The organism is Streptomyces sp. NRRL B-1140, from assembly GCF_001280065.1.
In the GTDB taxonomy this organism is placed as follows: domain Bacteria; phylum Actinomycetota; class Actinomycetes; order Streptomycetales; family Streptomycetaceae; genus Streptomyces.
Genome location: NZ_LGEA01000104.1, coordinates 1 through 14,049, shown reverse-complemented (window position 1 = coordinate 14,049; position 14,049 = coordinate 1). Strand labels below are relative to the sequence as shown.

11 protein-coding genes, 2 tRNA genes and 1 pseudogene are annotated in these 14,049 nt (G+C 70.5%); 3 read left to right on the top strand and 11 right to left on the bottom strand.

Features of this window, described 5'->3' with window-relative positions:
- Positions 1 to 15: 15 nt before the first annotated feature.
- From ADK65_RS23650 to ADK65_RS23635, 4 genes are all read right to left on the bottom strand, one after another.
- Positions 16 to 89 (bottom strand) — tRNA-Met (locus tag ADK65_RS23650).
- A gap of 88 nt (positions 90 to 177) precedes the next feature.
- Positions 178 to 2,001, bottom strand: coding sequence for a tetratricopeptide repeat protein (locus ADK65_RS23645; RefSeq protein WP_199825689.1), 1,824 nt, complete (start codon positions 1,999 to 2,001; stop codon positions 178 to 180).
- A gap of 234 nt (positions 2,002 to 2,235) precedes the next feature.
- Positions 2,236 to 2,309: transfer RNA gene (locus ADK65_RS23640), tRNA-Met, on the bottom strand.
- Positions 2,310 to 2,366: 57 nt separating this feature from the next.
- Positions 2,367 to 5,321 carry a UPF0182 family protein gene (locus tag ADK65_RS23635; protein ID WP_053672377.1) on the bottom strand — a complete coding sequence of 985 codons (2,955 nt, stop codon included), beginning with the start codon at positions 5,319 to 5,321 and terminating at the stop codon, positions 2,367 to 2,369.
- Between the two features lie 164 nt (positions 5,322 to 5,485).
- Here ADK65_RS23635 and ADK65_RS23630 point away from each other — a divergent pair, with 164 nt between their 5' ends.
- The gene (locus ADK65_RS23630; protein WP_053672376.1) at positions 5,486 to 6,028 is read left to right on the top strand and encodes a PPA1309 family protein; all 543 of its coding nucleotides are present in this window, start codon (positions 5,486 to 5,488) and stop codon (positions 6,026 to 6,028) included.
- Positions 6,029 to 6,084: 56 nt separating this feature from the next.
- Here the strand turns inward: ADK65_RS23630 and ADK65_RS23625 are convergent.
- From ADK65_RS23625 to ADK65_RS23615, 4 genes and pseudogenes are all read right to left on the bottom strand, one after another.
- Positions 6,085 to 7,171: pseudogene (locus ADK65_RS23625) on the bottom strand (PDZ domain-containing protein).
- Positions 7,172 to 7,273: 102 nt separating this feature from the next.
- Positions 7,274 to 7,438, bottom strand: coding sequence for a hypothetical protein (locus tag ADK65_RS38935; protein ID WP_199825688.1), 165 nt, complete (start codon positions 7,436 to 7,438; stop codon positions 7,274 to 7,276).
- Between the two features lie 132 nt (positions 7,439 to 7,570).
- The gene (locus ADK65_RS23620) at positions 7,571 to 8,032 is read right to left on the bottom strand and encodes a molybdenum cofactor biosynthesis protein MoaE (RefSeq protein WP_053672375.1); all 462 of its coding nucleotides are present in this window, start codon (positions 8,030 to 8,032) and stop codon (positions 7,571 to 7,573) included.
- 120 nt (positions 8,033 to 8,152) lie between these two features.
- Complete coding sequence (locus tag ADK65_RS23615) at positions 8,153 to 9,274, bottom strand: SDR family oxidoreductase (protein WP_053672374.1); 1,122 nt, start codon at positions 9,272 to 9,274, stop codon at positions 8,153 to 8,155.
- A gap of 192 nt (positions 9,275 to 9,466) precedes the next feature.
- Here ADK65_RS23615 and ADK65_RS23610 point away from each other — a divergent pair, with 192 nt between their 5' ends.
- Both ADK65_RS23610 and ADK65_RS23605 read left to right on the top strand, forming a co-directional pair.
- Complete coding sequence (locus ADK65_RS23610; RefSeq protein ID WP_053672373.1) at positions 9,467 to 10,927, top strand: zinc-dependent metalloprotease; 1,461 nt, start codon at positions 9,467 to 9,469, stop codon at positions 10,925 to 10,927.
- Positions 10,924 to 11,451, top strand: a complete 528-nt coding sequence (locus tag ADK65_RS23605; RefSeq protein ID WP_053672372.1) for an NUDIX hydrolase — start codon at positions 10,924 to 10,926, stop codon at positions 11,449 to 11,451. The genes ADK65_RS23610 and ADK65_RS23605 overlap by 4 nt, the downstream gene beginning before the upstream one ends.
- Before the next feature lie 161 nt (positions 11,452 to 11,612).
- On the opposite strand, the gene ADK65_RS23600 is transcribed toward ADK65_RS23605, so the two are convergent.
- From ADK65_RS23600 to ADK65_RS23590, 3 genes are all read right to left on the bottom strand, one after another.
- A complete protein-coding gene (locus ADK65_RS23600; RefSeq protein WP_053672371.1) occupies positions 11,613 to 12,368 on the bottom strand; it encodes an AIM24 family protein in 756 nt (251 codons plus the stop codon).
- 16 nt (positions 12,369 to 12,384) lie between these two features.
- Positions 12,385 to 13,065, bottom strand: coding sequence for an AIM24 family protein (locus ADK65_RS23595; protein WP_053672370.1), 681 nt, complete (start codon positions 13,063 to 13,065; stop codon positions 12,385 to 12,387).
- Positions 13,066 to 13,076: 11 nt separating this feature from the next.
- The coding region (locus tag ADK65_RS23590) for an AIM24 family protein (RefSeq protein ID WP_199825687.1) at positions 13,077 to 14,049 on the bottom strand (973 nt) is incomplete at its 5' end.

Genomic DNA, 14,049 nt, shown 5'->3' with positions numbered 1-14,049 from the left:
GCCCTCGGCCTTCAGTAGCGGGGACAGGATTTGAACCTGCGACCTCTGGGTTATGAGCCCAGCGAGCTACCGAGCTGCTCCACCCCGCGTCGGTGAATGCAACGTTACGTCACCGGAGAGGACGGACGCAAATCCATTGCCCGGGCCTTGCCCGCACCCGGCCCGGGCAAGGCCGTCTCACGCGGACAGCTCCTGCCGCAGCGCATCCCGCAGCCGCTCCGCCCTCTCGGCGACGGAGGCCGGCCCCAGGGACACGGCCCGGTCGGCCCAGCGCTGGCCTTCCGCCAGCTCACCCCGACGCGCGTAGACCAAGGCCAGCCGCAACGCCGCCCGCCCGTGCCCGGCGTCAGCGGCCCGCGTCCACCACACCGCCGCCTCGGGCTCGCTCCCCTCCCTGGCCAGCAGCAGCCCCAGATTGAACGCGCCGTTGCGGGATCCGGCCTCGGCCGCCTCCCGGTACCACCGAGCCGCCTCGACGACATCACCCCGGGCCGCCGCGAGCATGCCGACGCGCACCTGCGCCCGCCGGTGCCCCTGAGAGGCCGCCCGCTCATACCACTCCTCGCATTCGCTCCGCCGGTGCACCGGCTCCCCGAGCTCGTGCGCGGGCTCCGGCGGCCGCCGGGCGTCGAGCACCGTCGCCAGCCGGTACGCGGCCTCGGAGCTCCCGCCCCCGGCCGCACACCGCAGGTGCCGCTCGGCCTCCTGCTCGTCGCCGTCCCGCAGCCTCGCCATGCCGACCTGGAGCGCCGCCTCGGTGTGACCGGCGGCGGCGGCGCGCTCGTACCAGCGCAACGCGGCCTGCTCCTCGCCGCGGCCGGCGTGCAGGATGCCCAGATTGAAGGCGGCGTCGACGCTCCCGGCCTCGGCGGCCTTGGAGAACCACGGCTCCGCACCCGTCTCGTCGCCGCCCCGCAGCAGCAGGATCGCCAGCGCGTTCGCCGCCTCCCGGTGCCCGGCGTAGGCCGCACGCCGGTACCACTGCTCGGCCTGCGGGGTGCGCCCCTGCTCGGCGCAGAGCAGACCGAGGTTGTACGCGCCGTTCACGTCGCCCGCGTCCATCGCGGCCCGGTACCACCGCTCGGCGGTCTGGGTCTCGCCCCGCTCGGCGTGCAGCGCCCCCAGCGCGTTCGCCGCGTTGCCGTCGCCGTCCTGGGCGGCCCGCAGCCACCACACGGCGGCGTTCTCGGTGTCGCCCGCGTCGCGCAGCAGGAAGCCGAGCGCACAGGCGGCGCGTGCCTCGCCGTCTTTCGCGGAGGTCAGGTACCAGCGTCCGGCCTCCTTGAGCTCGCCCCGCCTCTCCAGGATCGTCCCGAGGTGCAGCGCGGCCCGCCGGTGGCCGCGCGCGGCGGCCTGCCGGTACCACTGCTCGGCCTCCTCGGACGCCCGGACACCGTCGTCGCCGTCGGCTTCCGGCGCCGCCTTGCGGTCCAGCGCCCGTGCCAGCCGGTACGCCGCCTCCCGGTGCCCGCGCTCGGCCGCGACCCGCATCCACTGCTCGGCCCCGGCGTCACCGCGGTGCTCCAGCAGATCGGCGAGCGCGTACGCGCCCAGCGTGTGGCCCTGTTCGGCGGACTGGCGCAGCCAGTACTCGGCGGCGGGCTCGTCACCGCGCTCGCGGTGGTGCCGGCCGAGGGCGTGCGCGGCCGGCGTGGATCCGGCGACGGCGGCGATCCGCCACCACCCGGCGGCCTCGTCGGCGTACCCCCGCTGGTGCAGGAGGACTCCCAGGTTGTTGGCGGCCGCCCGGTCGCCCGCGGCGGTGGCGGCACGCAGATGAGGCTCGGCGCCGTCGAGGTCACCACGGCGCAACAGCATGGCCCCGAGGACACTCATCGCCTCGACGTCGCCGGCCTCGGCTGCGAGCCGCTGGCGCAGCTCCTCGGCCGCCTCGTCGGCGATCTCCCCGGTCTCGTCCGGGGTCTCGGTGTCCTCCCGGCTGGAAGGCTGCACAAAACGCCCTGTCTCGAACAGAGTTGCCTTGTCCCCCATAACGTCCATCGTCGCACCACCTGCAACCTGGGTACACCTGGTATACCGCAGCCAGTGAGGTCACTTCAGCGTTTTGTCGACATGCCCACAGAGAGACAAGTCAAACACAGATCGGCCAACTCCCCTCGGCGGCGCGGCCGCAGACGACGCCAGCACATGCGTTCACACATCACGAAGGCCCGGATTCCTTTGTGGAATCCGGGCCTTCGGTGCCGCTCCGTCACTCGGACATCGCGACTTCAGTAGCGGGGACAGGATTTGAACCTGCGACCTCTGGGTTATGAGCCCAGCGAGCTACCGAGCTGCTCCACCCCGCGCCGTTGTGTTCACAACCGTATCACGGCGCGGGATGGGCCTTTGACCAGGCCAGGGCGCTAGCTGCTCGGCTTCGGACTCGGACTGCCGCTCGGGCTGCTACTCGGCTTGCCGCCGGGCTTGCTCTCGCCGCCCCCGGAACCGCCGGACCGGCTCGCCTCGGACTGCGCGTCCTCGGCCCGCTGCAGGGCGTCCTCAAGGTCCTTCTGCGCCTTGCCGTACGCCTCCCAGTCGTTCTTCTTCAGGGCCTCCTGGCCCTCGTCGAACGCCTTCTGGGCGTCCTGCAGGGCCTGTTGCACCGTCGGGTTGTCGGACTTCGGCGGTGGCTGGGTCGTGTCGCCGCCCTCGTCCGGTGGCTCTGTGGTCGGGCCGTCCGCTCCGAAGACCTTGTTGAGGGCCTCGTCGAGGGTGTTCTCGAAGGCGGTCTGGCCGCCGTAGGTGACCAGCACCTTGCGCAGCAGGGGGTACTTGAGTCCACCACCGCGTACATAGACCGGCTCCACGTAGAGCAGTCCTCCGTCGAGCGGCACCGTCAGCAGGTTGCCGTACTCGACTTCGGAGTCGCCGCCTCTCAGGAGCCTGATCGACTCGGCGATGTCCTCTTGCGAGTTGAACTGGCTCTGGACCTGTTTGGGTCCGTTGACCGTGGTGTTGGTCGGCAGTTTCAGGATTCTGATCTTGCCGTAGTCACTGGTGTCCGCCTCGGCGTCGACCGCCATGAACGCGCTGAGGTTGTCCCGGCCGTTGGGCGTGAAGGTGGTCGTCAGCGAGAACGCCTGTTCCTTCTGGTCGGGCATCTTCATGCTCAGGTAGTACGGCGGCACCGCGCTGCCCGACCGGTTCGTCGGGTCGTCCGGCACCTGCCACACCTCGCTGCCGCTGAGGAACGTCGTGGCGTCCTTCACGTGGTAGCGCGTGAGCAGCTCCCGCTGGACCTTGAACAGGTCCTGCGGGTAGCGCAGGTGGTCCATCAGTGACTTGGAGATGTCGGTCTTCGGCTCCACCGTGTCGGGGAAGGCCTTCATCCAGGTCTTCAGGACCGGGTCCTTGGTGTCCCACTGGTAGAGCTTGACCTTGCCGGTGTACGCGTCGACGGTCGCCTTCACCGAGTTGCGGATGTAGTTGACCTGGTTCTGCTGGGCCACCACCGCGCGGTTGTCGTTGGTGGCGGTCAGCGAGTCCGCCGTGGTGTCGCCGAGGGTCGTACGCGAGGAGTACGGGTAGCCGTTCGTCGTCGTGTACGCGTCGACGATCCACTGGATCCGGCCGTCCACGACCGCCGGATAGGCGTCGCCGTCGATGGTCAGCCAAGGGGCGACCGCCTCGACGCGCTCCTTGGGCGTGCGGTTGTACAGGATCCGCGAACCGTCGCCGATGGCCCCGGAGTACAGGATCTGCGGCTCTCCGAACGCCACCGCGTAGGCGGCCCGGTTGACCGGGTTGGAGAGGTTGACCCCGCTGTCGCCCTTGTAGCTGGTGGTCTTCTCGCCGTTGTCGTCGGAGTAGTCGATCTCCTTCTGGGGACCGCCGACGATCGAGTACGTGGTGGTCTTCTCGCCGTAGTAGACCCGCTGCTCGTATGTGCCGAGGTCGCCCTCGGAGGGCAGGTCGGACTCAGTGAAGTTCGGACGGCCCTGGGCGTCGGCGCTGGTGCCCTCGGCGGCGACCACTCCGTAGCCGTGCGTGTAACGGAAGTGGTTGTTGATCCAGTTCTTCTTCGGGATGCCCGCGAGGTTCAGCTCACGCAGGCCGATGACCGTGTCCTGGTCCTTGCCGTCCTTGGCGTAGCGGTCGACGTCCAGGTTGGTCGGGAACGCGTAGTAGTTCCTGATCTGCTGGAGCTGCTGGAACGTCGGCGAGACGATGTTCGGGTCCATGATCCGGATACTCGCCGTGGACGGGACGTCGTCGCGCAGGGTGGTCTTGTCCTCGGTCTTGCTCGTGCCCGAGTAGTCGGTGACCTTGGTGCCGTCGATGCCGTAGGCCTTGCGCGTCGCCTCGAGGTTCTTCTCGACGTACGGCGCTTCCTTGGCCTGCTCGTTCGGCTGGACCTGGAACTTCTGCACGATCGCCGGGTACAGGCCGCCGATGAGGATCGCGGACAGCACCATCAGGCCGAAGCCGATCACGGGCAGCTGCCATGTGCGCCGCCAGATGGTGGCGAAGAACAGCAGCGCGCAGATGACGGCGATGCAGAACAGGATCGTCTTGGCCGGCAGGTAGGCGTTGGCGTCGACGTACCTGAGGCCCGTCCAGTTGTCGGTCGCCCTGAAGTCGCTGGACTTGACCGCGAGTCCGTACCGGTCGAGCCAGTAGGCGACGGCCTTGAGGGCGACGAAGACGCCGATGAGCACCGACAGGTGCCCGGTGGCCGCGGCCGTGGCGCGGGCGCCGGGGCTGGTGACGCGCAGCCCGCCGTACAGGTAGTGCGTGAGCGCTGCGGCGATCACGGAAAGGATCGCCGCGGCGAAGCCGAAGCCGAGCAGGAACCGGTACCACGGCAGGTCGAAGGCGTAGAAGGAGACGTCCAGCTTGAACTGGGGGTCCTTCTGCCCGAAAGGCACGCCGTTGACCCACATCAGCCACGTCCGCCACTGCCCGGATGCGGAGGCGCCGGCGATCAGGCCCACGAGGGCGGTGATCCCGAACAGCAGCCACTTCTTGTAGGGCGCGATGCCCATCCGGTAGCGGTCGAGGTTCTGCTGCTCCATCGACATCGCGCTCAGCGGCGGCCGCAGCCGGTGCGCCAGCCAGATGTTGAAGCCGACGGCGAGGGCCATGAGCAGGCCGAAGACGAAGAAGAGCCCGATCTTGGTCCACAGGGTGGTGGTGAAGACCGAGGAGTAGTTCACCGAGCGGTACCAGAGCCAGTCCGTCCAGAAGCCCGCGAACATGGTGAACGCCATGCCGAGAACGGCAAGGACGCCCAGCGTCATGAGCAGGGTCCGGACACGCCGGGACGGGCGGCCCACTCTGATCCGCGGCCCTGTCGGGCCTCCGCCGCGGTCCGGCATCTGGAAAGCCAAGGTGCGCACCTCGAAGTTCGCTGTTGATTCGTCAGGCCCGCGTCTTCACGGACCGTACGTGGCCCCCGTGATCGTGGGGCCCCCACCTATGCAACTTACTCACCGTTTACTCGGTTCCCGATTCCGGCCGGGAACGAGGCAGGATTGTGACCATGTCCAACACTCCCATGGCTGCGAACCCGCTCACCCGGGCCGTTCTCGAGATCGACGAGTACGTCTCCGGCCTCGGCTGGGACCAGTCAGCCCGCCTTTTCGCCCTCGTCGACACCGCACGGCTGCGGGCCGAACAGCCCTCGCTCGCGGACCGGCTCGGTCTGGGGGACGAGTCGGAGAACTCCGGCCTCACCCCGATCGAGCAGGACGAAGTGCCAACGGGTAAGCCGCTCGACGAGTTCCTCGCCACCATCGCCTGGCCCGACGCGGTGGCCGGCTGCGCCCTGGCCGTGGAGCGCCTGATGCTGCCGCCGTCCGCGGAGGCACAGGTTCCGCAGGGTCTGAGCGAGGCCGCCCTCACGAAGTGGGTGGCGGAACACCCGGACCGCCAGGAGGTCCGCATGACGGTCGCGGTCCTGCGCGACGGCACGCGTGAGTCGGCCCTGCGGCTGCGCGAGAAGGACTCCCCGACCGAGGTCCTGACCGGTTCCGACCTGGTCCCGGGACTGGCGGAGGCGCTGGCGGCGACGTTCGAGGAGTAGGGACCGCCGAGGAGCGGACCGCGGGGCCCGGCCTTCCGGGCCCCGCGGTCCCCCGGCTACTTACCGCACTTCGGCAGGTCCGCCGTGTCGCCGCTGCGGATGTCCTTCAGGGCTCCCAGGGCGTCCTTGATGGTGCCCACCTTGATCAGGGTGAGACCGTCGGGGGTGTCCTTGGCCGCGGCCGCGCAGTTGTCGGCGGGCGTGAGGAAGTACTTCGCGCCCTTGGCCCGCGCGCCCACGGTCTTCATCTCGATGCCGCCGATCGGCCCGACCTTGCCGGTGTCGTCGATCGTGCCGGTGCCGGCCACGAACGTGCCCCCGGTCAGGCTGCCCGGGGTGAGCTTGTCGTAGATGCCGAGCGCGAACATCAGCCCGGCGCTCGGTCCGCCGACGTCCGCGAGCTTGATGTCGATGGTGAACGGGAAGGTGTGGTCGGTCCCGGCCGAGATCCCCACGATGGCGCGCTTCTCACCGGTGTCGTCGGACGTCGTGGTGGTCATGGTGATGTCCTGCGTCCGGGTCGGCGTCCGCTTCTCCTTCTCCGCGGCGGCCTGCTCCTTGGCCGGCACGATCGTGAAGCGGACCTCCTGACCCGGCTTGTGCTTCGTGACGAGCTTCGCGACGTCGGCCGGCTCCCGCCGTACCGTCGACGGCCTTGATCACATCCCCCGCGTGCAGCCTGCCCTCGGCGGGGGACCCCTTGACGACCGTGGAGACGATCACCCAGGACTTCACCGGAACGTCCAGCTGCTTCAGGGCGGCGACCTTGGCGCTCTCCTGGGACTGGCTGAACTCCTCGGCGTTCTCCTGGGTGGACTGCTCCTCGGTCTTGCCGTCCGGGTAGAGCGTCTCGTGCGGCACGACCTTGTTGTCGTGCGCCAGCCAGCCGTAGACGGCTTCGACCAGGTTCATCCGGTAGTCGGCGCTCGTGACCCGGACCGTCGTCATGTTCAGGTGGCCACTGGTCGGGTAGGTCTTCCGGCCCGCAATCTGCAGCACCGGCTCGCCGTCGTGATCGCCCAGCGTGTTCACCGTCGGCCCCGGGGACATCTCCGAGTAGGGCACGGGGATGAACACTCCCGCGCACAGGAGCGCGATCAGCATCAGGGTGGAGGCGAGCATCGTCGCGGTGCGGCGTGGCATGAGTCGACAGTACGGGACGGTCCTGTCAGCGCACCGTCAGGGCCGCCCGTCCGGGGCGGCCCTGACCGCTGCAACGCTTGTGACCTGCTGGTTCCTCGCCCCTCAGGCACCGGGGCGGGGCTTCTCCATGGCTTCGCGGAAGCGGATGTAGCCGGTGAGCTCCGGGCCGTCGTTGCGGACCTTCCGTGTCCGGTGGGCCCAACTGCCCCAAAGCCCCGCGCCGATCGCAGCCACAAGCGGAATCAGCAACCAGGCGAGTGCCGCCATGCCGACCTCCAACCCCTTAAAGCATCCGCAACTGACTGATCAGCAGATTAACGATCCGCAGTGACAACGCTCACGCCAGGGGTGCGGTTACGCAACCGGAAGGCGGCTTCCGGGAGCGGCGGGCTGCCGGGCTCAGCAGGCCCCCACCCACTCCTCGGTGCCGTCGGAGAACTTCTGGTGCTTCCAGATGGGCACTTCGTGCTTGAGATCGTCGATCAGCTTCCGGCAGGCCTCGAAAGCCTCTCCGCGATGCGGGCAGGAGACGGCGACGACCACGGCGAGGTCCCCGACCCGCAGGTCGCCCACGCGGTGCACGGCCGCCAGGGCCCGCACCGGGAACTCGGCGGTGACCTTCTCCGCGACGCGCCGCATCTCGGCCTCGGCGCTGGGGTGGCAGGAGTACCCCAGCTCGTCGACGCCGGCGCCCCCGTCGTGGTTCCGCACGGTGCCCACGAAGAGCGCGGTGCCCCCGGCCGCGTCGTCCCCGACGGCCCGGAACACCTCGTCCAGGGAGAGAGCCGAGTCCCGGATCCCGATCAGCTTGATCGGGTCCTGCGCGGCCTGCTCACCGGGGTGATCGTTCGTGGTTGCCATGTTCCCATCGTGCCGCACCCGACCGACAGCACGGAATAGAGCCATCGACCGGCACGCGCGCGTACCCGTTTGGAGCCTCCTACAGGGCGGCCTTCCGCGGCACTCCACGCGCAGGCGTCCCTAGATCCGCCGCCGGGCCTTCCGCGCCCGCCGCACCACCGCCGCCGCACCGAGCAGCGCCACCGTCGCACCGGCGGCACCCGCGGCCGTCGCGTCCTTGCGGCCCAGCCGCCGTCCGGCGACCGTGTGCCGGCCGGAGACCTCCTCCAGGAGTTCCGCCAGCACCTCCTCGTTGGTGTACCGCGGCCGCCACCCGGCGTCGTGCAGCCGGCTGCCGCTCACCACCCAGGGGTACATCGTGTACGCCAGGTCCCCGGCCGGGGAGGGCGTGAGCCCGATGCGGTGCAGTCGCGCGGCCGCGCCCAGCGCGACCGCCGACGGCAGCTCCATCCGCCGGATCCCGCTGAGCTCCTCGACCTCCTCCTGCTCCAGCCAGCCGTCACAGCCGACGGTCAGTTCCCCGTCGACCTTCTCCAGAACGGCGTACTCCAGCGCGCTGCACAGGTCCTCGACGTGACAGAACTGCCACGCGGGCCGCGACCCGGCCACGACGAGGAGCCGGGGCGACTCGAAGTACCTGGTCAGTGCGGTGTCGGTGCCTCCCACCAGTACGGCCGGCCGTACCACGGTGACGTTGAGCCCGGGGTGCGCCCTGGGTGCGCGGCGCGCCAGCCGTTCGATCTCCAGCAGGTCGCCGACGCCCGTCGCCTCGGCTGTGGCGCGCAGCTCGGCGTCCTCGGACAGCGGCAGCTCGTTGTCGGGCAGTGCCCCGTAGACCATCGCCGAGGTGCACAGCACGACCCGGTGCACTCCGGCGGCCGCGGCGGCCGTCAGGACGGTCTGCGTCCCCCGTACGTTGTAGGCCGTTCGGGCGGCCGCGTCGGTTTCCAGGTCGAGATCCAGCGCCAGGTGCACCACCACGTCGCTCCCGCGCAGCTTGTCCGCGATGGCGGGGTCCCGCACGTCCAGGATGTGCCACTGGGCCGCCGCGCACTCGCCGCGCCGCTCGTCGATGGCGACGACCTGCTTGACCTCGCCGGATGCGGCCAGCTGCTCCGTGAGCAGGGCTCCGACGCCGTACGCGGCACCGGTGACCGCGACGACGGGTCCGCGCGCGGCGGGACTCGCGGAACTGGTTGACTGGTTTCGCGCTGCGCGAACCTGCGGATCTGGGGAACTCACCGGGCGTCTCCAGCGGTTGTCTTCAGTACGAGCGCGTCCGACGCGTGCGTACCAGGTGGCATCCATCCTGCCGCAGGCCGCCGGCCGGCGAAGCACCGAGGCCCGATCCGCCCCGGGTGTCTACGCTGGGTGGTGATGTCGGGCAGCCGTGCCGCCGGAAAGAACCGGCGGCCCTACCAGCCGAGGAATCCCGTGAGTGACACCCCATTCGGATTCGGCCTTCCGCCGGAGGAGCCGGACGACGGCGACGAGGGCAAGAAGAAGGACCAGCAGAGCGGTGGTGGTCAGGGACCGGCCAACCCGTTCGGTTTCGGCGGCCTGCCCGGAGCCGGTGGCTTCGGGCAAGGCCCCGGCGGCCCTGGCGGCCCCGGTGCGGACAATCCGTTCGCAGCCATGTTCGGGTCGCTGAACCCCACCGACCTGGGCGCCGCGTTCCAGCAGCTGGGCCAGATGCTCTCCTACGAGGGCGGCCCGGTGAACTGGGACATGGCCAAGCAGATCGCCCGCCAGACGGTCTCCCAGGGCAGTCCCGACGGCACCAAGGACGCCAGCGTCGGCCCCGCCGAGCGCAAGTCCGTCGAGGAGGCCGTCCGCCTGGCCGACCTGTGGCTCGACGACGCCACGTCCCTGCCCTCCGGCGCCGCCTCCGCGGTGGCCTGGAGCCGCGCGGAGTGGGTCGAGGCCACCCTGCCCGCCTGGAAGGAGCTGGTCGACCCGGTCGCCGAGCGCGTCGGCACCGCCATGGGCGACGTCCTGCCGGAGGAGATGCAGGCCATGGCCGGCCCGCTGATCGGCATGATGCGCTCGATGGGCGGCGCCATGTTCGGCACGCAGATCGGGCAGGCCGTCGGCGTGCTCGCCGGTGAGGTCGTCGGCTCGTCCGACATCGGCCTGCCGCTCGGCCCGGCCGGCAAGGCCGCGCTGCTGCCGGTGAACATCGAGACGTTCGGCAAGGACCTGAGCGTCCCCCAGGAGGAGGTGCGGCTGTATCTCGCCCTGCGCGAGGCCGCCCACCAGCGCCTCTTCGCACATGTGCCGTGGCTGCGCTCGCATCTGTTCGGCGCGGTCGACGGCTACGCCCGCGGGATCAAGGTCGACACGGCCAAGCTGGAGGACGTGGTCGGCCAGTTCGACCCGCAGAACCCGGAGCAGTTGCAGGAGGCCCTGCAGCAGGGCATGTTCCAGCCCGAGGACACGCCCGAGCAGAAGGCCGCCCTGGCCCGTCTGGAGACGGCTCTGGCGCTCGTGGAGGGCTGGGTCGACGCGGTGGTCCACGCCGCGGCGAAGCCCCGTCTGGCGTCCGCCGACGCCCTGCGCGAGACGCTGCGCCGCCGTCGCGCCTCGGGCGGCCCGGCCGAGCAGACGTTCGCCACGCTGATCGGCCTGGAGCTGCGCCCGCGCCGACTGCGGGACGCCTCCCGTCTGTGGGCGTCGCTCACCGACGCGCGCGGGGTCGACGGCCGGGACGCCCTGTGGCACCACCCGGACATGCTCCCGACGGCGACCGACCTGGACGACCCGGACGGCTTCGTGCACCGCGAGCAGATCGACTTCTCCGAGCTGGACAAGATGCTCGGCGAGGCGGCGGACAAGCCCGACCTCGGGAAGAAGGACGACGGCGAGGACGAGAACAGGGGCGACGACGCCGGGTGAGCCTGTACGACGACGTGGTCCTCGTACTGAAGGGGTACGAGGACCAGCCGGAGCTGCGGCAGGCCTATCTGGACCATCTGTCGGAGCACCCCGACGGTCTGTGGAAGGCCTGCCACGCGGGCCACATCACGGCGAGTTCCCTGGTGATCGACCCCGAGGGCGGCCGGGTGCTGCTGACCCTGCACAAGAAGCTGCGGATGTGGCTGCAGATGGGCGGCCACTGCGAGCCGGGCGACGCGTCCCTCGCGGCCGCGGCCCTGCGGGAGGCGACGGAGGAGTCCGGCGTCCCGGGCCTCTCCCTGCTGCCCGGCGGGCCTGTGCGCCTGGACCGGCATCCGATCCCGCCGCCGTGCCACTGGCACTTCGACGTCCAGTACGCGGTGGTGGCCCCGCCGGACGCCACGCACGCGATCAGCGACGAGTCGCTCGACGTGCGCTGGTTCGGCTACGACGAGGTGCCGGACGTGGCGGACGAGTCGGTGGTCCGCCTTCTGGAGGCGACACGCGCGAGGCTCGCGACCTGAACGGTGTAAGGGGCGGCCACCATGCGGGCCGCCCCTTACATTCGCTCCTGAGGTCGGGCCCCGTTCAGGGGCGCGGGGAACTGCGCGACCAGCCACAGCCGACCCGAGGCCGGGGCGAAACCGCCCGCCCCCTGAACCCCGCGGCCGAACCCGCGGAGCGCTCAGCTCCAGACGTTGCCCTGGTTCTGCCCCCGCGCCCCCTGCTGGCCCATGCCGTACTGCGCGGCGAGGCCCGAGCCGATCTGCGCGCCCTGCGGCGGCAGCAGCTCGCTGGGCTGGACCAGCGCGTAGCCGGTGCCCATGAAGCTCAGCTCCCAGCCCTCACCGGTGCTGCCGCGGCGCCGCCACACCCCGGAGGAGTGCGTCTGGGCCTGCATCTGCACCCGCAGGCTCGTCGACCAGGCGACGATCGCGTCGGCGTCGCAGTTGACGTACTTGTCGGGCGTCACCTGCATCAGCAGCGGCATCCCGGAGGTCATCAGGGCGACCTTGCCCCGGCCCGAGATGTTGAGCTGGTACTTCCCGGAGCCGGAGATGCCGTACAGGCTGTCCACGGCGATGACCTCGTGGTGCAGGGAGGAATCCATCGCCAGCACGTAGCTGCTGTCGACGGTGAGGCCGTCCTGGTCCACGTCCATGACGTGCACGTGCTGCTTGAGGTTGGCGAGGTAGACCGTGCCCTGCCCGTGACAGCGCATCAGGTCGAGACCCTCACCGGTCTGCGCACGGGCACGTGACTGCTGGTTGGTCTGGAACTCGGCGTCGAACTCGACGAGCCCCTGATAGGCGACCATGGTGCCCTTGCGGGCCAGGACGTCGTCGTGGCCTTCCAGGGTGACGCGCAGCATCTGCTTGTTCTGCAGGCTCCAGCGCTCCTGGGTCTGCTGCTCGTTGTAGGCGAAGATCGGGCTCTGCATGACGTGTGGCTCCCCCTCAGCCCCGGACCCGGAGGCGGTCGGTACTGTCCTCGCTGGGCTGGACGACGACGATGCCCTGACCGGAGAAGGCCATCTGGTAGGCCTCGCCGCTGCCGCGGCCGATCAGCGACTGCGCGCGGAAGCTGCGCTTGCCCTTCACCTTGAGGTTCGGGGACCAGGCGACGAGCGCGTCGGGGTCGACGTAGGTCTCGTCCTCGCCGCCTCCGCAGTCGACGACGATGGGCTTGCCCCGGGAGGTCAGCGCGACCCAGCCCTGCCCGGAGATCTTGGTGTTCCACAGGCCCTGTCCGGCGAACTTCGCCAGGCCCTTGACCCGCTCCACGCCCCAGGTGAGGTGGGCGTCGAAGGCCAGCAGATTGGTGGCGTTGACCGAGATTCCGTCGCCGTTGAGATTGATGACGACGACGTTCGCCCCGTAGTCGGCGAGGTAGAGCAGACCGTCGCCGGAGCACTTCATCAGGGGCGCGCCCTCACCGGTGAGCCAGTCCTTGGCGATCTGGCGTACGGCCGGCGGGTTGGGCTCGTACTGCACGAACCCCTCGTAGGCGACCATCGACCCCACGCGCGCGAAGAGGTCGTTCCCGGTCTGCATGGCCACCTTCAGCATGTGGTTGCCGTGGTTCTCCATGCGGGCGGTGACGGGTGCGGGGGCGTGGCCCGCGAGTTGCTGTGTCATGACGGGCTCCCTCAGACCTCGTACGGCTGGACGACGATGAAGTTGCCGGGCGCTCCCCGGAACTGGAGGTTGACGCTCTCCCCCGTGTCACCGGGGTAGGCGTTGCGGCGCATCCGCACCTGGCTGGAGACGACGACCTGGGCGGCGGCCGACCAGGCGACCACGGCGTTGCAGTCGGCGAACGTGGTGGGGGTGACCGGCAGCACCACGGGCGTGCCGTGCGTCTTCACGACGATGGTGCCGGTGCCCTGGAACTGCATGGTGAACAGCGCGCCACCGGGGATGCCGTGGCCCTCGATGCGGCGGACCTCGTAGGTGAGGCTCTCGTCGAAGGCGAGGACGTTCTCGGCGGAGACGCAGACGGCGTCGCCCTGCAGCTCCAGGGGGTGCAGCATGGTCGAGTTCTCGGCGAGGAACACCTGCCCCTGGCCGGTACAGCGCATCAGCTGCATCTCCTGGCCGGTCGCGTTGCCCACGATCCGGCCGGCGAAGCCGGCGCCCTTGTAGCTGAAGTCGACCTTGCCCTGGTAGAGCACCATGCTGCCCTGCCGGGCCAGTACGGGCTGTCCGCCGATGCCGAGGTCGACGCGGACGAGCTTCTTGTTCTGCTGCGTCCAGCGCTGCCCGGTGGGGGTCTCCTTGAACTGCTGGAGCGCGGCGGACACACCGGGGCCCTGGGGAGCGCCTTGCGGGGCACCCTGCGGGGCTCCGTAGGGTGCCTGCCCGACCGGCGGCTGCTGCTGGCCGTAGCCCGGGGGCGGCGTGGGCTGGCCGTAGCCGGGGGGCGGGCCCGGGGCGTGGGGCGCCTGTGGCGCATGAGGGGCCTGGGGCTGACCGTAACCGGGCGGCGGCGAAGCCGTCTGGCCGGGAACCTGGCCGTATGGCGGCGGCTGCTGGCCGGGCTGACCGTAGGGCGCGGGCGCCGGGGCCGGGGGCGGCACCGGGGAGCCACCGGGCGGGGTGTGCAGGGGGGCGACGATGGTC